This is a genomic window from Rhizobium deserti, assembly GCF_004358025.1.
In the GTDB taxonomy this organism is placed as follows: domain Bacteria; phylum Pseudomonadota; class Alphaproteobacteria; order Rhizobiales; family Rhizobiaceae; genus Neorhizobium; species Neorhizobium deserti.
The window spans coordinates 729,912-753,198 of the sequence record NZ_SMTL01000001.1; the positions used below are offsets into that span (position 1 = coordinate 729,912).

The following is a 23,287-nucleotide window of genomic DNA, read 5'->3' on the forward strand; positions in this document are numbered from 1 at the left end:
GATCCGCACACGACCATCCGGTCGTCAACCAGCCGGACGCCGTCCCGCCCGGCAACTACCGACGGACGTCGAGGAGGCGCCCAATGAAACAGAGTTCCGAGCGAACAGAAAAATGCCGCGGCAGGCCGCCGGTCAGGCCGCCCTCGGAGACGAAGCGCGTCATTGTGGCCGCAGCCGCCGAGCAGTTCCGGCAGGACGGCTACGCTTCCGCCAGCGTCGCCCGGATCGCACGTTCCGCAGGAGTGTCAACAAAAACTCTCTACCGGCTCTTTCCAGCCAAGTCCGACCTGTTTGCTGAAGTCATCTCGCAGCAGATCGGACGCTATTTCCTGCCGCTCGAGGAAAGGGAGCTTGCCCGCATGTCAACGAGGGAGGGCCTCGAGCACCTCCTTACGGCGTACGGTAGGCTGACTCTGTCGGAAGAGACCATCTTCATGACGCGTCTGGTCCTGGCGGAATCCGATCGGTTCCCGGAGCTAGCCGCGGTCTTTTACGAGCAGGCGGTCCGCAGAACGAGCGCCACGATCGAGGCATGGCTTGCGCGCCAGGTGGCGGCCGAAACGCTGCAGCTCGACAACGTGCCGGAGGCCGCTGGGATCCTGCGCGGGATGATGGCCATGGAGCCTCAGCGCGCGGCGATGCTCGGTTGCGCCCCCGCTCTTTCGGAAGAGGACGTCGCTGATCGCGCCAGACGGTGCACGCGCATCTTTCTCGACGGATCTGTCAGCCGCACACGCGCGCGCTCTAGCGGGTTGCCGTTCTAAAGCACAGCCTGTACCGATGTTGTGCTCGGCCCCTGGTCAGCCTTCACGCATCGTCGCTGTTCAACCACCGAAGCGTTTTAGGATCTCCCTAGCTATTTCGTCGTGCCTTTCCTCAAGCGCGAAGTGACCTGCCGCATAATGGCGGACGACGACGTTCGAGTCGTATTGCTCGATGGCGTCTGCTCCTCTCGGGATGAAAATGGGATCGCCGTCGCCCCAGACGACGAGGGCTTTGGGCTGCGCCGTCCGAAGGTAAGACTGCCATGCAGGATAGAGGTCGAGGTTCGATGGTATGTCCAGCTGCAAGTCTACCATCGCCCTTCGTCGAGCAGGATCCGCGAGCGCGAAGGCGTCGGATGCCACAGCGTCAGGACTCAGCCGATCCGGCTCGGCGGCTCCCTTCTTGTATAGAAAGACGTCGGTCGCCAGTGCCACACGTGCCTCCACCGCCGCGCGCCGTTCGGGGGTAACCGGGCCCTTGAGTCCTTGTACCGCCTTCAATCGACCCGGTTCCCAACCGTCCAAACTGATTGGGGTGTTCTGGATGACAAGCCCGGCAACGCGTTCCGGATTCCGCGTGGCGAGCCGCATGCCTATGGGTCCGCCGAAGTCCTGCATGTAGAGGATAGTTCGGTTGACGTGCATATCGTCCAGGAACTTCTCGACATAGTCCGCGACCTTGTCGAAGGTCAGAGGGGGCGAGCCTTCGGGCGGGACGGCGCTGCTTCCCATGCCGGGATAGTCCGGAGCGATGACGCGGAAATTAAGGGCAAGGGCAGGAATAAGGTCGCGAAACATGTGGGATGACGAAGGAAAGCCGTGCAACAGGACTATCGTCGGGCGCACCGGATCGCCGGCCTCCCTGTAGAAGATCTCCAGACCGTCCACCGACGCCCTCCCCTGACGAACGGCCTCGTCGGCCGCTCCACACTGCGCGACCCAGCCCGCGACCGCCAAAGACGCTAGGACGACCGCTTGCATTCTTCTGATAATCATCATTTTTCAGCTCCAACTTTCAGGTCGTCGTTTCCTTGAGACGTCTTCACAGGAAGGTTCGTAGAGAAATGATCTTCCAGCTCAGCGCCCATGCGGGCGACAAGCGCGATCGCCGGTCCCAGCGGCTGCATGACACATGACCGACTTCACCAGACCCTGGGCATTTCGCTCCCGAAGAGCAGTTCGTCTATCTGCAGCTCTCGTTTCCGTCACGTACCGGAGGGGAGCGTGAGATCCGATCTGCGCCGCAGAGCGACCAGGTTTATCGGCCCTCACGGCCAATCTCAGGTGGACGCCCGGACAGCAAACTCGTTTCTGTGGAGCTCGACGAACTCCCGTACGGTCAGGGGCCTCGTACCCGTCACCTGCTCGATCACCTTGTCCGACCCGGAGAAGAGGCCGTTCTGGTAGTCCACCGCAATGGCGCAGAAATGCTGCACGAGGAATGGGGGAAGACCCTGTGCCTCTAGTCGATGCTTGTACTGAGCCACAGTCGTCGGCCGGTACTGGACGTCGATTCCTAGCACCTCCCCGATCGCCGCCGCGATACCCTTCTGGTCGAGCTCGACCGGGCCATGCAGCGCGTAAGTCCTTCCAATGTGTTCGGCCGGGCTTTCAAGCACGGCTGCGATGAACCGCGCCTGATCTTCTGCCGCTATAGGGGCGTGACGCCCCTCGCCGTAGGGCAGATCGATCGCACCTTCATTGACGATGGACGCCTGCGCATGAGGATACAGGAACCACTGGGAGAAGAAGGTAGGCCTCAGGTGGACCACCGGCACGCGCGACCAGTCGAAGATGCGTTCCGCAATCCAATGGTCGCGAGCAGCATGGCTTCGAGAGTCCTCGCGGGCCGAGATCTGGGACATGTTCACTAGAACCCGCGCTCCGCCCCGCCGAAGAGCGTCCGCAAGGTATGCCGTGGCCTGGACGATGCCGGGCCGCACCGGGTAGCAGAAGTAAGCCCCTGCCACTCCTTTCGTCACAGCAAGGAGATCGTCGTGCTCCAGCATGTCGCCGACGACAACCTCCGCTCCCGACGAGCGGAGTTCTTCAGCGCGCTCGTCATCCTTCCGAACGAGCGCACGGACCTCGTGCCCCCGTTGCAGAAGTTCCTTCACCGTATAGCGGCCGGTTTCGCCAGTGGCGCCCGTTACGAGGTAGCGCTCAGCGCTCATATATTCTCTCCGTCTTGTTCAGATGTTCCCGCCTAGGCCGGCGGCGGAGAAGAAAGTACATGTGTATATGCACAATTGCAATATCGAGGTTGAGCGATCTGATTGCGGTAAAGACCTCTGGACCTTAAGGCTGAGAAGCAGGCGGCTGCTTCCTTACGCGGCGCCTCCGGACACTTTCATTGTGCTCCAGGGTCCTCGCCGCGGAACGTCAAACCCGCTCCATCTCGACCAAGCGTTGATTGCGACGGAAGGCAGATGGTAGGTCTCGCCCCCTGCCTCCGTGTTTCGGCTGCATATTACTCGCCGGGCTCTTCGCTTGCGGCCGAGGCACCACAAACATAAAGTCGCTTGCATGATAATAGTTACATAGCTATGCCTCTGTCGGCAACGGAGGCGCGACGGAATGGATCGGAATCTACGACGGGATAGAGCGGGAGCGCGCGAATCCGCCGGCCCGCGGCTGACCCAGGCGGTCGTTGCCACGGCCAGCCTCCTGTCCGCCTTGGACCTTTTCATCGTGAACATTGCATTCCCCTCCATTCGCGACAGCTTCCACGGCGCGTCCAACCAGAGCCTCTCCTGGGTGCTGAGCGCCTATTCGATTGCCTTCGCCGCCTTCATGGTTCCCGGAGGCCGCATGGGTGACCGGTTCGGGCGGCGTCGCCTCTTTCGCACAGGACTCATCGTCTTCCTGACGTCGAGCGCCGCTTGCGCGCTTTCTCCGGACGTAGTCTGGCTGGTAGCGGCCCGAGCTTTCAAGGGACTGGGCGCCGCACTGATGATTCCGTCGAGCCTCGCTCTGCTGCTGACAGCCTATCCTCCTGACGCGCACAAACGGGCGATCGGGACATGGGCCGCCATCGCCAGCATAGGGGCCGCGGCCGGTCCCATCCTAGGGGGCCTTCTCGTCCATCTCGACTGGAGGCTTATCTTCCTTATCAATGTCCCCGTAGGGCTTCCGGCGGCATGGCTGAGCCGGAGAATCGGAGAAACGGAAGCTGGCTGCTCGCAGATGCCAGATCTCCTGGGTTCCGCGTCCTTCGCGACCGGAACCGCCTGCATCGTGGCGGCGATCTCCTATTCGACGGATTGGGGAGTGTACAGCTGGCGTCTCGGGATCCTGGCCGGCGGCGGCGTCGCGCTTCTCCTCGTGTTCGTGCGCAGGTGCCTGACGTCGCCATCTCCCGCGCTCGATCTGCGGGTGTTCCGCAGCCGTCCGTTCTCGCTGTCCGTAGCAGGAATGCTGCTCTTCTACATCGGGTTCGCAATGTCCATCCTGGGTGGAACGATGTATCTGACTCAGGTTTGGCGCTGGGATCCGACCGTGGCCGGCCTCGCCTACGTCGTCGGTCCCGCGATCGCCGGCCTCTCTTCCATGGCTGCCGGCAGGGCGAGGCTTTCCCCTCGTGAACTGATTCTTGTAGGCTGCGGCTCCTTCGCTGTCGCCAGTCTCTACTGGCTCTTCAACCTAAGAGATGACTCTCAGTATCTTCTCGGGTTCCTCCCCGGATCCGTCTGCTCGGGAATAGCCGTCGGCACGGCGCAGGCAGGATTTCTGGCAGGAGGGACTGCGTCGCTCTCCCCACGGGAGTACTCTGCGGGGAGCGGGATCTTGAATACCTCCCGGCAAGTGGGCGGCGCGCTGGGCGTAGCCGCGCTGGTGTCGATCACCGGTACGGCGACCTCGAGCAGCGACTATCGGCTGGCATTTATAGTCATCGCCTGCACCTCGCTTGGTGCCGGCCTCTGCGCGATGGGTTTAAACGCTCGCGGCGGAAACGGGAATGGGAAGACGGAAGCGAGCGGATCGGCCTCTTAGTGACGGAGCGGCCATGACGCCTGGCGAGCCGAACGCCTTCGCCGTGGTCAAGGCTGTACGGCGCGAGTTGGCCGGGGCTCTCGCCCTCGGAATAGCCTTGACCTCCCACCGCTGTCTTCGCGAGAAGCTGCGGTGCGCAGCCGTTGGTAACGATGGAGCAGCAGTCGCACTGAAGCTTCCTCCTCGCACCGGCTGGCTTGTTCTTGAAGTACACGGGGCGGTCCGCATCCTGCCCCTCGATCCCAAAGGCATTCCGGCGGTCTCCTTGGATCGCCTGCTTCTATCTCGGCCGGATCTTGCCGACGAGATCAGTACAGCCTTGAAGGGCCGAGCTGCGGATAGGGCCGACCGTCTGCTCGACCCCGTCTATCATGTCGGCGCTGCCATGACGCGCCGGCAGTATCGCGATCTTGCAGATTGGGCGCCGCTCATCGGCGCCGCCGCTTCGGACGCCGCAGCTACGCTTTGCGCCGTGCTAGAGGATTCAAGGCCGGGGCTGCTGGCGAGGCTCCGGCTTGGCCAGCATCCGATCGAGGCCCTGCAGCTATACTGGTCCACCACCCACGCGATGGCCACCATGATGATCTTGGGGGTTCGCGGCGGTAGCATTCCTTCCCTGCAGGACGCTGCGCCGAGACTGCCCTGGAGCAACAGGACGCCATCGATAGCGTTCACCCGCGAGAGGACACTCTGGATGTCGGCGGCGGGCGCCGTTGCGGCAATAGCGTCCGGGATTCAGGTCGTCGACGTCTACCTTTCCGCGCTTTCCTCCGCTGCCGGTCCGCTCGCCGCTTTCGACGCCCTGTTCGGCCTGGCGTCCGTCGCAATCGCCCGCCCGGACGAGAGCCGCCGAATCGCGACGGAGATCGAGCTGCTCATGGGCATACACCTGAAGCAGTTTGCCACAGGCGAGCCGACCGTAACTGCTAGCTACCACAGCGCCCTCGGCGCTATCCGGAAGGTCCAGGCGCGCGCTTTCGAGGCACGCCCGCTCCGGCCCCGGCTGGCCTCCCGACGCAGCTTTTTTCTCGACCCTGCTGCTTTGTCGACGACAGGGCGGATGAACGGCTTTATCGCCCTTCCTCATATCGTAGCCGGAGCTCCTGAGCTGCTATATCCCTCCTATTCGATGTTGCCGCAAAGACGGTTCTTCTCGCGTGGCAGCGTTCAACGCGTGCTGTCGAATAGGTGGAGCGAGGAGCAGTCCGAACGATGATGGAAGCCGGACACAGACAGATCTGCGATCAGAGATGGCGGAGAGGACGCCAGCAGGAAGAGCTGCGCGATATCTCGACTGCCTCCTGAAGATATTCCCCGTTGCCACGGAACTCGACGCGCTAGCTAGGGCTACGGCCATCCCACGGGTCACTAGGTCAGGCCCCAAGAGGAAACGCTGGAGTTCGTGGCGGAGGTCACTGCGTCATTGCGCCTTCTTCCGTTTTCATGCGCCCCGGCGTGCATGGCAGAGGCTCCGCAACTGACGCCGGCTCTTCAGGCTCCGTCGGTTGCCGACTTGACGGCGTCTCCGCCGAGGCGGAACCGCGGCTCTCGAATCAGTTCACCACTCGACCGGTCCACGACTACCGGCTCCGCCGCCTGTCCCGTCTCGGTGTCCAAGATGTACACCGAATGGCCACCCTCCGTGAAATGCCTGTTTCCATATGCGATCAAGGCATGGATCACGCTCTGAAAGTCTCTTCCCGCGTCGGTTAGCAGATACTCGTACCGTAGTGGCCTGTCGCAGTACCGTGACTTCTCAAGCAGTCCAGCCTCCACAAGCGTGGCCAATCTTCGTGCAAGCATATTCGGTGCGACGTCCAGGCTCCGCAGGAACTCATCGAACCGCTTCAGCCCCCTGAGCGCGTCGCGAAGAATAAGGATGCTCCACTGCTCGCCCACGCGCTCAAGCGTCTGGGCTACAGGACAGTCCATTTCCTGAAAACTCTTCCTCTTCATCCGGCGCTCCTTCAGCACATCCATCTTACACGGTGACTTTCATGGTGCAAGTCACCGTGTTAGTTCTTGGGTCAACACTTCCTAGGAAGCCATCATGGACCTGTTCGCGCTAGACAACCCTATCTGGTACTCTCTTTCGACCGCTCACCGAAACCTTGCGATAACAAAGGGCCTGGCATTGCGCTACCCTATCGACGTGGCGCCGTTTGCAGGCCTGGCAGATTACAGCCCAGCCGGAATGGGCGACTTGCGCAAGCTGGCCGTGGATGCCGATGTGGCGTTGTTCACCGGCGTGCCGCTAGAACCGCCGGCGGACTTGGAGGTGCTAAAAAGCCTCACGATCGAGCAGATGTACTGTAACAGGGTAGCGCAGTACAATCTTGAAGGAATCGAGCGGCTGCGCAGCGGCGACGTGGAGGACATGCTCCGCCTCGTATCGGCTACGCGACCGGGGCCTTTTTCAGGCAACACGATCGTCCTCGGCGAATACTACGGCGTCCGTTCCGAAGACGGGCGGCTCGTCGCCATGGCCGGCCAGCGGCTGATGCCGGAAGGATTCGTGGAAATCAGTGCGGTGTGCACAGACCCAGAGTTCCAGGGCCTAGGTCTGGCGCGAAACTTGGTCGGCTTCCTGGTCTCGAAGGCCTTGTCGCAGGGCGTAGTGCCGTTCCTTCATGTGAAGACCGAGAACGGTGCCCGCCAGCTCTATCGGAAGATCGGATTTCAGACGCGGCGACTAATGCAGCTTACAGTCCTGCGTCCTGCGTGACAGGTGCGACTTGCTTTGCGCGGAGTAAGCCGCCCGCCACGTTAAACTTAGAGCGTACTTGCCAGCTGGTATGATCTTCGACGCCCGCAAGTGCCGGCGGAGCTAGTATTGTCTGTGCGACGTTCTGCATGGGCTGCTGAAGGAGCTTCTGGATCATCGGCGACAGTCGGCTGGCTTGCGTTCGATCATGTATCGCGGCTCATTGACATACGGCTCCAGCCGCCTCAGCCTTTCATCGGAAGCACAGACTTGGAAGGGTTACGATGCAGTATCGGAGTGCGAGAGAAACGGAGACGGACTCGAAGCTGAAACAGTTTGAGGTTGTCAACGAGATCAATCGTCGCCGGACGCAGCTAGCCGACGAAATGGGCGGCATTCGCGACGTCGCTGGGCTGTCGCTGGAGGCCCTGCTGGACACATTGCTCATACTTAGCTTCGACGAAGCATGCACGAACAGGGCATCCCGCGCGTGCTTCTGGGGCGCCAAGGACCCCGCGGTTCGCACTTTGGAGGATGCTGTGGCAGAGCGTCTGCGGAACGACTTCAGCAATGTGGATCCAGCTCCATCTAGGGGACGAGGAACCATGGCCGCACACGGCCAGGTATCGGTGGAACACCTGTGGCACCTCGCCCCGGATTTCGGTTAGGCGCCGAACACTTTCTGCTGTCAAATAGAGGAGGACGTAGACCCGATGCTATAAAGCTCTAACTGAGAGAAGCAGCGCCTGGATAAACCTAGCCAACTGACGTCAGCATGCTTCTAAGAAGACCTCCGCGGCTTTGGACGATTAGGTGGATCCTCAGCCGGCTTTGACCTGGCGGCGAAACCCGGCGCCTCAAGCACGACGATATCGAACGTCCCTGCGTGTCAGCCCTTATGAAATCTTCGCCGACAGGCGGCGGTGCGGCGTACCTTTGGCATCTCTCATTCGTCGGGGCATGTGCCGGTGGAGGGAGGTACGGGACGCGCACGGCTACCTCTCCTTCGGCGGCTCCTCAAGTCAATGATCTCCCACCTCAATTCTCGCCGGAACGTACCCATCTGACCTGCTTCGAGCACGATACGTCCGCTGGTCGTCAGGTGATGCTGGTACAATGAGACCTATCCTGGCAGCAGCCCTGCCAAGTCTCGTGTCCTAGCGATCTGCGGACGTGGCGGGCAGTAGCGAGTTGCGACGCGTGACTCAGATGTTTTCGCAACAGCCGCCACACGAAGACCAATCAGAAATGAAAGGCGACGTCTTCCGCAACGTTCTCGACGCGCTTGTGCCTGACCCCTAGCCGGCCGTCGGGACGACGCGCTAGCGTATCAGTTACCATCGCGTAAGAGATGAGCTTGGGAAGATCCCGCTCGTAGTGCATGATGGTCATCGGCTCGTTCTTGAGGTCTTCCGCCGCAGAACTGGGTGCGATCCTGACGAGCAGGATGTAGTACGTCACTTGCAGGTCTCCATCTTCCAGCGCTTCCACCACGTGATTGCAGTTGTGTCGCCGCACCCCGCGGGTGATGGGTTCATAGTCCGTCAGAAACCTTTGCAGCTGTTCCCGCCCGACGCTCCGACCTAACGGGTGGTCGACTACGACGTCGTCGGTAAATGCGTCGAGCAGCGCCTCCGGCTCCCAGCGGTCGAAGAGGAAGTTTACTCGGTTAACGAAATCGATCGCCTCTCCCCTCGCGTCCGCAGGCGCCGGTTCGCCAAAAAGCCTATTCCTGTGTGTCATGCTTCTCACTCCATATGTGTATATGCACATATGACTGCAGAAACGTCGGCAGGTCAAGTCCGTGCCTGCTGCGATGACGCGCATCGGTCAACCCGAAACGGAGCGCTTCGCGGAGCTCGATGGCGGCGAAAGAGCCGCGGCGGTCGCGGACCAGCCTCGGGGTGATCCATGAACCGCGGCGTTCTGGCTGTGCGACTACTAGCCCTACGTGGCTCCCTGCGCTGAATCCCGCGGAAACATCGCTACCTCGCGCTAAAGACGTACCTAGCATTCGTCAGAAGGCGCGGCCATCTGCATAAAACCGAGTGTCGAAATGGACACCTGCCTTCTTAAGTGGTTCGATAACGTTAGACTTGAATGATTCGAGCACCACTGGCTCCGCGGAGTGCAGGCACCCATGACCACAGTCGATCACGTCTTTGGAGGCGCCCACACCGAGCCGAAGCTTCAATGTCTCCGTGAATATCTCGCAGCGTTTTCTATCGCACTAAAGAAGCAGAACTTCGCCCGGTTATATGTCGATGCATTCGCGGGCACAGGGAGCCGCGCAGAAGTCCGGCCCGCGATCCCGATCCTCGGAAGCCTCGAACCCGAAGTAGTTACGACGCAGGGATCAGCCGACATTGCGCTGAATACCCAGCCTCAGTTCCACCACATCTCCCTCATCGAACAGGATCCGTCCAAAATCGGAGCTTTGAAAGACGTGATCACAAGATCAGGTCACAAGGGCGCTCACGTACGACAAGGCGATGCCAACCAGATCGTGAAGGCAATCTGCCGCAACACTCCATGGCGGGGACGCGGCACCATCGGCAACGGAATACGAGGCGTGATTTTCCTGGACCCGTACGGGATGGAAGTCGAATGGAGTACGGTGGAGGCGATCGCGCAGACCGAAGCTCTCGACTGCTGGTACTTCTTTCCGTTGTCAGGGCTATACCGGAACGCGCCACGCGATCCGTTGAAACTCGATCCGGTGAAGGTCAGTTCGCTGAACCGGGTGCTGGGAACTCAGGATTGGCGCGACGCTCTCTATGACAAGCCGCCTCCGGTCGAAACTATGTTTGGCATGTTCGATGGAGAGGAACGACGGATCGAAGTCGATGCGATAGAGGCTTATGTTCAAACACGCCTGGCGTCCGTCTTCAAGGGAACCGTTCTGAAGCCTATGCGAATCAACAACGCTTTGGGCAAGCCGCTGGCATCGTTGTTCTTTGCGGTGTCGAACCGATCGCCGGCCGCCGTCGGTCTCGCGACGAGCATCGCGTCTCACATACTCAAAGCCGGCATTTCGTCCCAAGTGCGCTGACGATAGGTCCGTCCGGTCGCCTTCTTGTTCACCCCGCCCCATTGCTTAAAAAAAAATGCGGACCCAGCCTGCTGGCACTGGTCGAATATCTCGTCGACCCATTCAGGTTTTAGCGGACGTGCGTGCGGCCCCGATTCGCCGCCGACGATAGCCCAGTGAACGCCACGCAAGTCGGCGCCCTGGACGGGACCTATCAAGGGTTCGAAGGAAACGAACCTGATCCTCGCCGACACATTGCGCAACTCGTCGAGACGGTGGAGAACCCGGTGGTCCTCGACACTGGTTCCTAGCCAAGCGTTCGGTAGAACTGGGAAGCCCTGCGACAGGACCTCCGCCATTCGGTCGGGCCGCTTGGTGAGGATCTGGTAAGTGTGCCGCGGCGTTTCTCGCATCACTTCCCAGATCTGGCCGATGAATTGTTTGGGGACGTCTGGATGGAACAGATCCGACATTGAGTTCACGAATACATTTCTGGGCCGTGACCAACGGTGGGGAATGTGAAGCGACGCGGCATCCAGGAATATCTCCCCGGTCCACTTGGCCCGGCCACCGGTCTTCCGCGTCAGGCCCCGGTACTTCTCGACGCCCATCGCTTCGAGACGAGCTGCCATTCGCATCGCGTAGCAGTTTGTGCAGCCTGCACTCATCACAGAGCAGCCCGCTATAGGATTCCAAGTGGCATCAGTCCACTCGATGGAGGTTTCAGTCATTTCCGATCCTCGCCGTTGAAGGGTCATCATAATCCAAAATCCTGAACAAATATGGGCGCGGCTTTGGAACGAGCTTTATCGCATTCGGCTCAGCGGCGTCCTCTGGTCACCTTCGGTAACGTCGGCCCCCTCTCCATCACGACGTCCACAAGATCGTTCAACGGGATCATGCGAACGCTCTCGCGATAGCATCCACCGGAATTCGAAGCGTGCTTGCCGGGCAGACGTGACTAACAGCCAGTTCTACCTTCTCAGCACGCGCGAGCGCTACGATCATCTCATAAACTCCCGACCTACGGTCATGGTGCGCGTTATGCTTGTATAATTCTTCAGGAGCTTCACGACGTAGGTCTAGCTCATTCCGACGCCGGCGCTATACAGACTAGGACTAAAACTACAGCCTGGTGCGCGCGGTACTACCGCTTGTTGCAGACGCAACGCGGCTCGTGCCGCAGCCTGAAAGGCGTCGGAAGAGAAGCCAGAAACGCGCGCTCGGATGGGCGGCGCGGACCGCTCGGTACCCACTGTATCCTAAGTTCGGAAAAACCTCTCGACCGACGTTTGTGAAACGTGTAGAGCAGTACATGTGTAATTACACATTTTGGAGATGAAAATGAAGATTGAAAATTCCGTCGCACTTGTCACGGGCGCTAATGGCGGCATCGGCAGGGCTCTTGTCGCCGAACTCGTGGCTCGCAAGGCGCTCAAGATCTATGCTGCCGCACGCGATCCCAAGACGGTCGAGCATCTGGTAGAGAGGTTCGGCAGCGTGGTCGTGGCACTACCGCTGGACGTTTCCAGCCCCGCCAGCGTGTCGGCCGCGGCGGCGGTCGCCAAGGACGTCACCCTGGTTGTCAACAATGCCGGCTATTGCGCGGAGAAGGGCGCTCTCTCGGCACTGGACGTAGAGGACGCGCGGCGAGAGATGGAGGTCAACTACTTCGGCCCGCTGCAGGTCTCCCGCAGCTTCGCTCCCGTCCTGGCATCAGCCGGCGGAGGAGCAATCCTCAACGTCCTGTCCTTCCTTTCGCTGGTCACCCTGCCGCTCATGGGAACCTATTCGGCCTCCAAGGCGGCGGCGCTCGCCCTCACGCGGACCGTCCGCGCTGAGCTCGCCGCCCAGGGAACGCTCGTCGTCGGCGCCATGCCGGTACAGGTGGACACCACGATGGGCGCCTGGACCACTCAGGAAAAGGTCACCCCGGAAGAAGCCGCGACCGACATGCTCGACGCAGTCGAAGCCGGAGAGACCGAAGTGTTCCCCGGCGCCCTCTCCAGGGGCGCCGCCTCGGCATTCGAATCCGATCCGAAAGGCCTTCAGGCCCAGCTGGCCGGGCTACTACCAGCCTGAACGCGCGATCCGTGACAACTGGGCGCGTCGACTAGGGCGACGCACCGTCCGAGGCAAAACGATTGCCGAACATGGGATGACCTCCGGCGGATTCGGCCGCGGTCGCCTCCTCCTGGAGGACATCCCAGTGCTCGACCAGCAGGCCGTCGCGAAGCCGGAACATGTCCATCGCGACGAGGGCTCTTGCTCCGGGCACCGAATAGCGTCCGTGGATCATCACGTACTCTCCATCCGCCATGGCTCTTCCGGGCTCGTACCGCGTACCGTCGGGGAGGCCACGGACGAGGTCGAAGAGGCCCTCCCTCCCCCCAGGAACCATTCGACTGTGCTGAATATAGTCAGAAGACCACCTTTCCGCCGCAGCTACGAAATCCCGACGATTGAACAGGAGGTCGAGCGCCTCCAGCGCCAGTGTCCTGCCGTCTCTCTCCGTACTCATTGCGACCCGTCCTCCCAATGATCGAGAACGACGTCCGACAGGTCGAGCGACACCAGAAGCGGACCATCGGGCGGCGGTGCATCTCGGGGATAGACCCGTCTCCTAGTTGGCACCATGATGCCGTCCACGTTCTGGTATGCGCTTGCGTAATTCATCCCCGAGGCGCCGCCAAGCAGGTCCACCGTGTAGTCGTGCCTACGTATCAGCCCATCGGGGCCGATGCGCGTGATCTGGGTCCTTGTGTGGCTTGCCACCGCTTTTGGAAACGTGACGCGCAGGCTTCTCCAAACCTCGCCGTCCTCCTGCAGGGGCTCGACCTCCTCCACCTCGAAACCTGGCTCGACGTAGAGAAAGGGCTGCGTGAGGTACGTCCACAAGGCACGACCGTTGAAGACGGCAGCGTGGAACAAGTCCCATCGGGTTTCCTGCACATGTCCCTCGAACGCACGGGCCGGATCCGGGCGTTGATCAAGCACGCGTCCCGCGCCGTCCTCGATCCAGACCATTTCCGGAGTGTAGACCAGGTTGCCACCGCCGATCTCCTCCACGACGAGCCGCTGCCGCCGGGCGTCCGCAACCGCCTTCTTCCCCCGGAACGCACCGGCGACGCCCTTCCACTCGAACAACAGCCCGCCGACATCGATCCTTGCGGAAACCGACTCTACCGTCCTCCAGCGGGACAGCCCGCCGTGCGCCTCAAGGGTATAGGACAAGAGATCGTTCATGCCCGACCTCCCTGCGTACAGATGCGCCCTTCGGCGCCTGTCTCATTGATTAGTCTGTTCCGTCGCCTCGGCCGCCACTCGATCGGCGGCCTCGCCAGCCAGACTGCTAGTTCTTCTTCCATGGTGTCTCCTGCCATTCGAGGCGTTCGACGACGCCTGGCGCGGAAGATACGCAAAGAGCTTCAGTCCACAAATGACGTTAATCCCACTTTTCAGGACGAGGTTCAGGCATGAAGATCGCACTGCTCATATATCCAGACTTCCAAGCCATGAGCCTCGAGGCGCTCTCGGTCTTCGAGCTGGCCAACCAGGCCTTTGCCGATCCTCCCTACGAGGTAGCAACCCTGTCCTGGGCGGGTGGTCCCGTACGCAGCTCCGCAGGCTTCACCATCGGCTCGGAAAAGGTCTTCGGGGGCGGCTTCGACACGCTGCTGGTGGCAGGTGGAATGGAGCTTCCGACGCCACCTGCCCAGCTTCTCGAGTGGCTGACCCAAGCGGGAAACTCGTTTCGCCGGATTGGTGGGATTTGCACTGGTACGTTCGTTCTCGCTCAGGCAGGGCTTCTCGGGGGACGGCGTTGCACCACGCATTGGATGGTGTCGAACGAACTTGGAGAGCGGTTCCCCGACGTCGCGGTCGAGCATGACCGAATCTTCGTAGTCGACGGCCCGATCTGGACTTCGGCAGGCATGTCGGCGGGAACGGATCTGGCGTTGGCGATGGTCGAGAACGATCACGGACGAGACATAGCCGGCAGTGTCGCAGACAAGCTGCTGCTATACCACCGGCGGAGCGGAACGGACGGCCAACGCTCGGCACTACTTGCGCTGGCGCCCAGATCGGACCGAATTCGGAGAGCAATTTCGTTCGCGCGCGAAAAACTTTCGGAGCCGCTTCCGGTGGAGCGTCTCGCCGAGGCAGCATCCCTCAGCCCGCGACAGTTCAGCCGCATGTTCCGGGCGGAAACCGGGCAGACGCCTGCCAGGGCGGTTGAGAGGCTTCGCGTCGAAGCTGCAAGAGTTATGATAGAAACAACGAGGCATCCGATGGGATTCGTCGCGACGGAGACGGGGTTCATGGACGCGGAAAGGATGCGGCGGGCGTTCGTGAGGACGCTAGGCCACCCGCCTCAGGGCCTGCGGCGGATCGCAAGGACGGACGGTTGACGGGGACGTCGGTCGCGGGGCCGTTCTAACTCCCCAGCTCTTTGTATTCGTCTTAAAGCCAACGGCCGCCTGTGGCGGCCGTTGGGCGGTGCGCGCCGACGCTACTCAGCCGCCTCCGCCAGCTCCAGCCCCTGCGTTCCGCCGCGGTTCGACGGGTCCGCCTTCCGCACCCGATACCAGATGGCGTAGAGAGCGGGCAGGAACACGAGGATGATGACTGTGCCTACGGCCGTCCCGCCGATGAGGGTGTAGGCGAGCGATCCCCAGAACACGGAGTGGGTGAGTGGGATGAAGGCCAGCACCGCTGCCAGTGCCGTCAGGATCACCGGCCGCGAACGCTGCACCGTGGCTTCGACCACCGAGTGATATAGGTCGAGACCGGAAGCATGGTTGCTCTTGATCTGCTCCACCAGGATTAAGGTGTTGCGCATCAGGATTCCAGACAGGCCGATCAGTGCCAGGATGGCGTTGAATCCGAACGGCTGATGAAACAGCAGCAGCGTAGGCACTGCCCCGAGCAGGCCGAGCGGCGCCGTCAGGAGAACCATGAACATGGTCGAGAAGGACCTGACCTGCAGCATGATTACGAGCATGGTCAGCGCGATCATGACCGGAAAGACCTTGGCAAGAGCCACGTTGGCCTTCGCCGACTCCTCGACGTCGGCCGCGACCTCCACCCGGTAGCCTTCAGGCAGCTTCTGAACCAGCGGACCAAGCGCCTGCCAGACCTCCGCCGAAACGTCTGGCGGCTGCAGTCCCTCCTGCACGTCGCTGCGGACCATCACGGTCGGCGTGCGGTCCCTTCTTTTCGCAAGGGGCTCCTCCATCGCGACCTGCATAGCGCCGATCTGGTCCAGCGGGATCATCTTTCCGCCTGGAGCCGCAAGAGTGAAGTCTCCAAGCCTAGACGGATCCAGTCGCTCGCTCCCCTCGCTCCGGGCGATGACCTCGACAGAGCGGATGTTCTCGCGCACCGAGGTCACCGCTACGCCCGACAGAAGGAACTGAAGCTGCTGTGCCGCCTGGGTCGGAGATAGCCCGATGAGCTTTAGACGCTCCTGGTCGAACACGAACCGGACGGTAGGCGCGCGTTCGCCCCAGTCCCTGTTGACCGTCCTCGTGTGGGAATTGGCCTTCATCACTCCCATGACCTGGTCGGAAATCTGCATGACCTCGTCCTGCGACGGACCCATCACCCTGAACGCGACCGGATAGGGCGAATAAGGACCGAAGACAAGCTGCGACACCCGCAGCCGAGCCTCGGGCACCAGCCCCTCGGAGATCTTCTCGCGCAGCCTGTGCTTCAGGTTCTCCCTCGCCTCGGCGTCGGCCGTGAGGATCACCATCTTCGCGAACGAGGGATCGGGAAGCTCGGGCGCATAAGAGAAGAAGAACCTCGGCGCACCCTGGCCGACGTAGGAACTGACGATCAGGGATTCGGGCTGCTGCCTAACGTACGCTTCCAGCTTCCTGACCGCCTCGTTGGTGGCTTGGATGCTGCTGCCCTCCGGCATCTGCACCTCGACGAGAACCTCGGGCCTGTCCGATGTCGGGAAGAACTGCTTCTTGACGGCGGACATGCCAACCCCGGCGCCGGCGAACAGGACAAGGACGACGCCGGCTACCGCGAACTTGTACTTCACGGACCACTCGATGAGGCCGCGCAGCCTCCTGTAGTTGGCGGTGTCGTAAGGATCGTGATGACCGCCCTGGGCCGGACCGATTTCGGGCAGCATCTTCACGCCGAGATACGGAGTGAAGATAACGGCCACAAGCCACGACGCTATGAGCGCGAATCCTACGATCCAGAAGATGTTTCCAGCGTACTCGCCTGCGCTCGACTGCGCGAATCCCACCGGCATCAGCCCGATTATCGTCACGAGCGTACCCGAAAGCATCGGCGCGGCCGTAGTGCTCCAGGCGTAGGCGGCGGCAGCGACCCGGTCCATGCCCTCCTCGAGCTTCACCACCATGATTTCGATGGCGATGATAGCGTCGTCGACGAGTAGGCCGAGCGATAGAATAAGCGCTCCGAGCGTGATCCGGTCGAACACTCGGCCGGTGCTCTCCATGACGATGAAGACGACCGCGAGCGTCAGAGGCACGGCCGCCGCCACGATCAGCCCGCTGCGCCAGCCGAGGCTCATGAGACTTACGAGCAGCACCACCCCGAGCGCCACTACGAACTTTAGCATGAACTCGTTGACGGCGCTCGCGATATTGACCGCCTGATCGGAGACCTTCTCGAACGATACGCCCACCGGAAGTTCGGAGGAAAGCTGCGACGCCTTGGCGTCGAGGGATTTCCCGAGGTCAAGGCCGTTCCAGCCCTCCTGCATCACGACGCCCAGCATGAGCGCAGGCTGTCCCTGGTGTCTGATCAGATGCGTCGCCGGATCCTGATAGCCCCGCCGAATGGTCGCGACGTCGGAAAGCTTGAAGCTCCGTCCGCCGGCCACCACCGGCGTGTCGGCGATCTTTTGAAGATCCTGGTAGGCCCCGTCCACCCGTACGAACACCTCGGGCCCGTTAGTCTGAACGGATCCAGCGGGCGCGATGTCGTTCTGCTGCCTGAGCCCATCGAACACGTCCTGGGGGCTAATTCCGAGTCCGGCGAGCCGGGCGAACGAGAACTCGACGAAGATTTTCTCGGCCTGCTCGCCAAGGATTGCGACCTTCTTGACGCCCGGCACGTGAAGAATCTCCTGCCTCAGCCTCTCCCCCTCCCGAACAAGGGTCCTCGGGGGCAGGCCCTTGGACTTCAGAGCGTAGAGCGCGAACGTCACATCGGAATATTCGTCGTTCACAAGAGGGCCCAGAACGCCCGAGGGCAGCTTCGACGCCTCGTCCCCCATCTTCTTGCGAGCCTGATAAAACTGCTCCGGCACCTGCTGGGGGGGCGTGTCGTCTCGCAGGCTTACCATGAGATACACGGCGCCCGGACGGCTGATCGTCTCGACACGGTCGTAGTACCTCAGCTCCTGCAGGCGCTTTTCCAGCGGCTCGGCGACAAGATCCTGCATCTCACGTGCCGTCGCTCCGGGCCAGAGTGCCGCCACCGTAAACTGCTTGATCGTGAAGGAGGGATCCTCCGCGCGCCCCAGGTTTACGAAGGCGAAGGCGCCTGCCGCCGCGATGACGATCATAAAGAAGAGGGTCACCGCCCTTGCCCGGACGGCGAGAGCCGACAGGTTGAATCCGCTCATTTCGCATCTCCTTCCGCTAGCCGTACCTGCATTCCTTCGGAAAGGAAGTTCGCCCCAAGAGCGACGATGCGCGTCCCAGGGTCGACGCCCACCACACGCGCGGTCTCCTCGCCCACCTGAGAGACCGTCACCGGATGGAAAGTTACGGTAGCGTCGTCGCGGACGAGCCAGACCCCCGTCCTCCTTCCGTCGTCGAAAACAGCTCCAACTGGAATGACAGAAGTGTCCGCCGCTTTCTGCCGCTCCCCATCGACGTCGACCTCCACCTTAACCGTCGCGCCGAGAGGCAGCCCACCGGCGTCTTCCAGAACGAACCTTGCTTCGAACGTCCTCGTTCCTGGATCAGCCGCGCTGGAAAGCTGCCTTAGCCTGGCCCTGTATGTCTTCGGGTCACCGTAGACGCTTGCGGAAGCTTCCGATCCAAGCGGAAGCCGGACTGTCTCAGGCAGGTTGACGGCCGCCTCCCGCTCGCCGCTACGAGCCACCCTGATCGCGATCTGGCCCGCCGCCACCACCTGGCCGGGCTCCGCAAGCGTCTGCGTCACAATACCATCGGAGTCCGCGACCAGGACTGCGTAGGTCGCTTCGTTCCGTGCAAAGTTTGCGTCGGCAATCGCCGCCTCCAGCGCAGCCACGGCGCTCTCGTGGGTCTGCCTGGCCTGATCGTACGCCTGCTTCGAGATCGCGCCGGCGCCGAGTAGCCTATTATACCTCTCTTCGTCGGCGGCGCTCCTTTCCTCCATGGCGCGAGCCGAGACGACCGCGTTTTCCTTGGCGCGCAACGCCAGCTCGAGGTCCTGGGGATCCAGCGCGAGGAGCGGCTGGCCCCGCCTGACCGTTTCCCCGACGTCGACCTTTCGGTCCACGATCTTTCCCGCGACCCTGAAGCCAAGGCCGCTCTCGATCCTGGCCGTCACCGTTCCGGTGAAACTGCGCGCGGAATGCGAACTCGGGGCAGAGACAGCGGTCCGGACGAGCGGCGGCCGCGTGCGCGGATCGTTGTCGGCATACGACGCAGCAGGCGTAAACGATATGGCCGCTGCTATCACCGCAAACGCGCGGATGTCTCCCCCGTGCCGCTTGCGACGGCCGTTGTTATGTCGGGTTATCATATTGCTACCTTTCATCGATGTGTGGTTGAAGGACGCCCGCCTCTTCAGGTCCCGTGACGGCCGGAGGACAAGCTGCGCAGGGCCGCTACGAGGCCCCCTCCTTCCAAGGAAGCGGCGTCGCCTATACTGGCCGTCAGCTGCTGCCAGAGGGGCAGGGCCTGCCGCAGGAGGTCCGCACCTTCCTCTCGGAGCACGACGCACTTCCTCCTGCTGTCGCGGCGATCGACGGACATCTCCACAAGGCCGCGGCGCAGCAGAGGCTTCAGAAGGGCGGTCACAGTCGTCCTGTCGCAGCCGACACGGGATGCGAGCTGCCCGATAGAGAGCGCGTGGTCGTCGCAAAGCAGCATCATGACCGAGAACTGGCCGCTGCCGATGCCGAGCGGGCGGAAGGCGTCGTCGAAGCGCCTGTTCATCGCCCTCGCTGCACGGTTGATGTTGAGGCAGAAGCATTCGCCGTCGACGAGCGCCGCCGAGCCGGCAAGTGCGGGGAACTGCAGCGCCATCTCCCTCCTGCCTCCAGACGCGCTCACGTCGGGCCTCCCGGCACCTGGTCGGCGCGGGATAGCACGAGGCTGGCGTTCTGCCCTCCGAAGCCGAACGAGTTCGACAGGACGTGCCTTACTTCCATCGACCGCCTGACGTTCGGCACCACGTCCAGCGGGATCGCAGGATCCGGCCTGTCGTAGTTGATTGTCGGGAGGAGCGTATTCCGGCCGACGGACAGCAGCGAGAAAACCGCCTCGATGGCTCCGGCGGCGGATATTGTGTGTCCGATCATCGACTTGTTTGACGATACCGGCAGGTCCGCCAGACGGCCGCCGAAGACGGCGGAGGTCGCCCCGTACTCCATCTTGTCGTTTTCGGGCGTCGAGGTTCCGTGGGCGTTGACGTAGCCGATTTCGTCCGGATGCAGACCGGCGTCGGCCAAGGCCGCCCTCATCGTTTCTACTGCTGGAATTCCGTCGGGCGATGAACGGGTGCGATGGAAGGCGTCGGCCTTGTCGGCGCAACCCCTGACATAGCCGAAGATCTTCGCTCCGCGCGACGCCGCCCGCGCCAGCGGCTCCAGCACCAAGGCTGCCGCTCCCTCGGCCATCACGAAGCCGTCGCGTTCACAGCTAAAGGGTTTGGAAGCGCGTGCGGGATCTCCATTCTGCGTCGAGAGTGCGGACAGGAGCTGAAACCGGATGAGGGCTTCCGCAGTAATGGATCCTTCGGTGGCGACCGCCAGCGCCCGATCGGCCCTGCCCTGCCTTATCGCCTCCACGGCCAGCTGGATCGCCGTGGCTCCAGAGGCGCAGGCGGTCGAAACGGTTACTGGCAGACCACGCGTCCCAAACTTGTCGGCGAGCCTTTCCGCGACCGTTCCGAAGGCCGCCGCGTCGTGAAAGATCGGATCGCGTCGCTCGCGCATTGCAGCAAGGAAGCGGTCGTAGGCCGTCGCCCCTTCCGCGACCGGGGGAGACCTGTCGGCGAGAGCAAACCGCGCCTCCCACTCGGGCTCGACGGGCGAGGCCGCGAGAAAAAGCGGGCCGCCGAAATCCGCTCTCAGTCCGGACGCCCCCAGCGCCTCCGCCACGGTTTCGCGCGCGAGAGCGAACCCCCTTTCCACGGGATTGAAAGCGGGCAGCGGCACGAAATCGACAGTCCCCGCGATCCGCGTCCTCAGAAAGTCGGTGGGAAACCTGGTGATGGGGGAAATGCCTGAGCGGCCCTCGCAAGCTGCGGCCCAGTTCTCCTCTAGGCCTTGGCCGAGAGAGGTTATGAGCCCCATTCCGGTGACTGCGACCAGCGGCCGTCCCTGGTCGTCGTTGTAGATGCTCCCCATCCGTGCCCTCACTCAAGGATCTATCAGGCAGCGCCCGGTCTGGAGGAACATGAGCGAGCGGCGCCTCTTGAAAAACCTCTTATGTGTAATTACACTAATTCCATGTTGGAATGGGGTCGAGGCGCTTTCATGGATCACCTATCCGCAATGCGGGTATTCGCGCGGGTCGTCGAGACGGCCAGCTTCACGAAGGCAGCCGACTCGCTCTCGATGGGCCAGGCGACTGTCACGAAAGCCGTGCAGCACCTAGAGGCCCGACTGCAGACAAAGCTACTGAACAGGAACACGCGCCGCGTCCTGCCCACCGCGGACGGTCTGGCGTACTATGAGCGCGGCGTACGAGTCCTGGCGGAACTGGACGACATGGAATCGGAGATCTCAAGTTCACGCCGGACGCCGAGCGGACGGTTGCGGGTCGAGATGGCCGGCGCCATGTGCGACCTCGTTGTCATTCCGGCGCTCAACGAGTTCCAGGCGCTCTACCCCGACATCCAGCTCGACGTCGGGGTCAGCGACCGCTCGATCGACTATCTCGCCGAGAACGTAGACTGCGCGCTCAGGGCGGGCGCGCCTGCGTCGGAATTCCTGATCGCGCGCCAGATCGCCACTCTGCAGTTCGTGACGGTCGCGTCGCAGGACTACCTGCGCCTCCGCGGCACGCCGGCGGCCCCTGAGGACCTACACGAGCACTCGGTGCTGGGGTACCTGAGGGCGCAGAGCGGACAGGTCCTCCCGCTAAAGCTTTCCGCCGCCGCACGCGACTTCGAGATGGCGCCGAACTCGAAGCTGTCCTTCAGCGACATCAGGAGCTATCTGGCGGCGACCGAGCATGGACTGGGTGTAGGTCAGATGCCAGAATTCCTCGCGGCTCCAGGCCTTCGGGAGGGCCGTCTTCAGCGGATTCTCGCCGACTGGACGCACCCTACGCTGCCGCTGTACGTCGTCTATCTCCCGAACAGGCACCTAAGCCGGAAGGTACGGGTCTTCGTGGATTGGTTGGTCCGGATCTGCGGAACCGGATCGGGCACGTCTGAGGACCGGCAGGCTAAACCTCCCGTGGCAGTTTGATAGAGGATGAAGAAGATGGCGACAGAGATCAAAGCGGCGCAAAACGATGTCCCCGGCCCCTATTCCTGCCACTGCCTCGTGGCGCGGCAGATGGCCAGACAGTTGACCCGTTCTTACGACCGGCGCCTTAGGCCTGCAGGCATATCCGTCGGCGACTTCTCGATCCTGCAGTTCCTTTCTCCAGGAGAGGGAATGACGATGGCGGACCTTGGGGCGTCGCTCTTCATGGAGCGTACGACGCTCGTGCGCAACCTCCGGCCTCTCACAGCGGCAGGCCTGGTCGAGGTATCCCGCGACCCGCAGGAGTCCCGGCGGCACATGGTAGCCATAACCGCCACGGGCAGACACAAGCTTTCGGAAGCCGCCGCGCTATGGTCGCAGGCGCAGGAGGAGTTCGAGGCCGCGGCCGGCGGCGCCGAAGCAGACGAGATAAGACGTCGTAGTCTGGCCGCCCTCGGCCTGATGCAGGACTGAGAAAGCATTTTCGAAACGGAGTTGACAGAAGAAGGTGGCGCGCCTAGCTCTATATGTGTATTTACACAGTTAGCGCTACGGCGCCTCTAGCAAGGATCAAAGAAATGGAAGCCTTCCCGGCCGTGCAAGCCTCAACGCTCGCGGACCCGTCAGACATAGCTACGGCGATCGACTTCGTTAACAGGGTCAACTGGCTCTTCGAGACGTGGGACGTCGAAAAGATGATCGACGCATTCGTTCCGGAAGCGGTCGCCTATCATTTTCACGGCACCATACGCGGCCACGACGAGATCCGCCACTTCTTCGAAGTAGACTACCCCTACCTAATCCCCGGAGTTGGGCGCCACGCGACCAACCATATCGTCGACAAGGATGGCGACGGCGTCGTCGTGCGGTATCACAACCTGCTCGTGCGTCATGCGAACGTCGAGGATTCACGTCTGGTGGGTTCGGGAGAAATGATGGAGAGCGGCGACGATCTTCCTGGCATATGGCTCTACTCGCCGATGCGGGACCGGCTGCGCCGCACCAAGACCGGCTGGAAGATTTTTGAACGATACATTGGTGGAACGACTACGAACAAGCGGCTTTCGCCGGCCACCACAGCGGCCGGCGCCTTTGCCGACTACATGCCGCCGACAAAGGCAGCATAGTCGGGCGGGGTCCCAACCCCCGCAGAGGCGGCGGCGGTC

Annotated in this window: 22 protein-coding genes; 11 read left to right on the forward strand and 11 right to left on the reverse strand. The window is 62.1% G+C overall.

Features of this window, described 5'->3' with window-relative positions:
- Positions 1–83: 83 nt before the first annotated feature.
- Complete coding sequence (locus E2F50_RS03535) at positions 84–764, forward strand: TetR/AcrR family transcriptional regulator (RefSeq protein WP_133314657.1); 681 nt, start codon at positions 84–86, stop codon at positions 762–764.
- A 60-nt stretch (positions 765–824) separates the two neighbouring features.
- Here E2F50_RS03535 and E2F50_RS03540 read toward each other — a convergent pair whose 3' ends face one another.
- Together E2F50_RS03540 and E2F50_RS03545 are read right to left on the reverse strand one after the other, a co-directional pair.
- A complete protein-coding gene (locus E2F50_RS03540) occupies positions 825–1,763 on the reverse strand; it encodes an alpha/beta fold hydrolase (RefSeq protein WP_202615401.1) in 939 nt (312 codons plus the stop codon).
- 281 nt (positions 1,764–2,044) lie between these two features.
- Complete coding sequence (locus E2F50_RS03545) at positions 2,045–2,938, reverse strand: NAD(P)H-binding protein (RefSeq protein WP_133314658.1); 894 nt, start codon at positions 2,936–2,938, stop codon at positions 2,045–2,047.
- 403 nt (positions 2,939–3,341) lie between these two features.
- Between E2F50_RS03545 and E2F50_RS03550 the strand changes: the two genes are divergently transcribed.
- Together E2F50_RS03550 and E2F50_RS03555 are read left to right on the forward strand one after the other, a co-directional pair.
- Positions 3,342–4,757 (forward strand): MFS transporter, encoded by a 1,416-nt coding sequence (locus E2F50_RS03550; RefSeq protein ID WP_133314659.1) that lies wholly within the window; start codon positions 3,342–3,344, stop codon positions 4,755–4,757.
- 13 nt (positions 4,758–4,770) lie between these two features.
- The gene (locus E2F50_RS03555) at positions 4,771–5,973 is read left to right on the forward strand and encodes a hypothetical protein (protein WP_133314660.1); all 1,203 of its coding nucleotides are present in this window, start codon (positions 4,771–4,773) and stop codon (positions 5,971–5,973) included.
- Between the two features lie 275 nt (positions 5,974–6,248).
- Here E2F50_RS03555 and E2F50_RS03560 read toward each other — a convergent pair whose 3' ends face one another.
- A complete protein-coding gene (locus E2F50_RS03560) occupies positions 6,249–6,713 on the reverse strand; it encodes a winged helix-turn-helix transcriptional regulator (RefSeq protein ID WP_133314661.1) in 465 nt (154 codons plus the stop codon).
- 94 nt (positions 6,714–6,807) lie between these two features.
- Between E2F50_RS03560 and E2F50_RS03565 the strand changes: the two genes are divergently transcribed.
- Together E2F50_RS03565 and E2F50_RS03570 are read left to right on the forward strand one after the other, a co-directional pair.
- Positions 6,808–7,482, forward strand: a complete 675-nt coding sequence (locus tag E2F50_RS03565; protein ID WP_133314662.1) for a GNAT family N-acetyltransferase — start codon at positions 6,808–6,810, stop codon at positions 7,480–7,482.
- 263 nt (positions 7,483–7,745) lie between these two features.
- A complete protein-coding gene (locus E2F50_RS03570; RefSeq protein WP_133314663.1) occupies positions 7,746–8,129 on the forward strand; it encodes a hypothetical protein in 384 nt (127 codons plus the stop codon).
- Between the two features lie 574 nt (positions 8,130–8,703).
- Here the strand turns inward: E2F50_RS03570 and E2F50_RS03575 are convergent.
- A complete protein-coding gene (locus tag E2F50_RS03575) occupies positions 8,704–9,204 on the reverse strand; it encodes a nuclear transport factor 2 family protein (RefSeq protein WP_133314664.1) in 501 nt (166 codons plus the stop codon).
- A gap of 397 nt (positions 9,205–9,601) precedes the next feature.
- Here E2F50_RS03575 and E2F50_RS03580 point away from each other — a divergent pair, with 397 nt between their 5' ends.
- Positions 9,602–10,513 carry a three-Cys-motif partner protein TcmP gene (locus tag E2F50_RS03580; protein ID WP_133314665.1) on the forward strand — a complete coding sequence of 304 codons (912 nt, stop codon included), beginning with the start codon at positions 9,602–9,604 and terminating at the stop codon, positions 10,511–10,513.
- Here E2F50_RS03580 and E2F50_RS03585 read toward each other — a convergent pair.
- The gene (locus E2F50_RS03585) at positions 10,474–11,223 is read right to left on the reverse strand and encodes a DUF5131 family protein (RefSeq protein ID WP_133314666.1); all 750 of its coding nucleotides are present in this window, start codon (positions 11,221–11,223) and stop codon (positions 10,474–10,476) included. The two genes, E2F50_RS03580 and E2F50_RS03585, sit on opposite strands and share 40 nt — an antisense overlap.
- Before the next feature lie 613 nt (positions 11,224–11,836).
- Here E2F50_RS03585 and E2F50_RS03590 point away from each other — a divergent pair.
- Entirely contained in the window at positions 11,837–12,574 is a 738-nt protein-coding gene (locus tag E2F50_RS03590; protein WP_133314667.1) for an SDR family NAD(P)-dependent oxidoreductase, read from the forward strand.
- Between the two features lie 31 nt (positions 12,575–12,605).
- Here the strand turns inward: E2F50_RS03590 and E2F50_RS03595 are convergent, their stop codons facing one another.
- Together E2F50_RS03595 and E2F50_RS03600 are read right to left on the reverse strand one after the other, a co-directional pair.
- A complete protein-coding gene (locus E2F50_RS03595; protein ID WP_133314668.1) occupies positions 12,606–13,013 on the reverse strand; it encodes a nuclear transport factor 2 family protein in 408 nt (135 codons plus the stop codon).
- On the reverse strand, positions 13,010–13,738 hold the full coding sequence (locus tag E2F50_RS03600; protein WP_133314669.1) for a hypothetical protein: 729 nt from the start codon (positions 13,736–13,738) through the stop codon (positions 13,010–13,012). The genes E2F50_RS03595 and E2F50_RS03600 overlap by 4 nt, the downstream gene beginning before the upstream one ends.
- Positions 13,739–13,968: 230 nt before the next feature.
- On the opposite strand from E2F50_RS03600, the gene E2F50_RS03605 reads away from it, so the two are divergent.
- Positions 13,969–14,904, forward strand: coding sequence for a GlxA family transcriptional regulator (locus tag E2F50_RS03605; RefSeq protein WP_133314670.1), 936 nt, complete (start codon positions 13,969–13,971; stop codon positions 14,902–14,904).
- Between the two features lie 101 nt (positions 14,905–15,005).
- Here the strand turns inward: E2F50_RS03605 and E2F50_RS03610 are convergent, their stop codons facing one another.
- From E2F50_RS03610 to E2F50_RS03625, 4 genes are read right to left on the reverse strand one after another with little or no spacing between them, the layout of a single operon-like run.
- Positions 15,006–18,110, reverse strand: coding sequence for an efflux RND transporter permease subunit (locus tag E2F50_RS03610; RefSeq protein ID WP_133314671.1), 3,105 nt, complete (start codon positions 18,108–18,110; stop codon positions 15,006–15,008).
- The gene (locus E2F50_RS03615; RefSeq protein WP_133314672.1) at positions 18,107–19,237 is read right to left on the reverse strand and encodes an efflux RND transporter periplasmic adaptor subunit; all 1,131 of its coding nucleotides are present in this window, start codon (positions 19,235–19,237) and stop codon (positions 18,107–18,109) included. Before E2F50_RS03615 ends, E2F50_RS03610 begins: the two co-directional genes overlap by 4 nt.
- 29 nt (positions 19,238–19,266) lie before the next feature.
- Positions 19,267–19,755 (reverse strand): MarR family winged helix-turn-helix transcriptional regulator, encoded by a 489-nt coding sequence (locus E2F50_RS03620; protein ID WP_133314673.1) that lies wholly within the window; start codon positions 19,753–19,755, stop codon positions 19,267–19,269.
- Positions 19,752–21,053, reverse strand: a complete 1,302-nt coding sequence (locus E2F50_RS03625; RefSeq protein WP_133314674.1) for a beta-ketoacyl-ACP synthase — start codon at positions 21,051–21,053, stop codon at positions 19,752–19,754. The genes E2F50_RS03620 and E2F50_RS03625 overlap by 4 nt, the downstream gene beginning before the upstream one ends.
- A gap of 129 nt (positions 21,054–21,182) precedes the next feature.
- On the opposite strand from E2F50_RS03625, the gene E2F50_RS03630 reads away from it, so the two are divergent.
- The 3 genes from E2F50_RS03630 to E2F50_RS03640 all read left to right on the forward strand — a co-directional run bounded on the left by E2F50_RS03630 (position 21,183) and on the right by E2F50_RS03640 (position 23,248).
- The gene (locus tag E2F50_RS03630; RefSeq protein ID WP_133315224.1) at positions 21,183–22,121 is read left to right on the forward strand and encodes a LysR family transcriptional regulator; all 939 of its coding nucleotides are present in this window, start codon (positions 21,183–21,185) and stop codon (positions 22,119–22,121) included.
- Positions 22,122–22,136: 15 nt separating this feature from the next.
- A complete protein-coding gene (locus E2F50_RS03635) occupies positions 22,137–22,595 on the forward strand; it encodes a MarR family winged helix-turn-helix transcriptional regulator (RefSeq protein ID WP_161973970.1) in 459 nt (152 codons plus the stop codon).
- A gap of 104 nt (positions 22,596–22,699) precedes the next feature.
- Positions 22,700–23,248 carry a nuclear transport factor 2 family protein gene (locus E2F50_RS03640; protein ID WP_133314676.1) on the forward strand — a complete coding sequence of 183 codons (549 nt, stop codon included), beginning with the start codon at positions 22,700–22,702 and terminating at the stop codon, positions 23,246–23,248.
- Positions 23,249–23,287 lie beyond the last annotated feature (39 nt).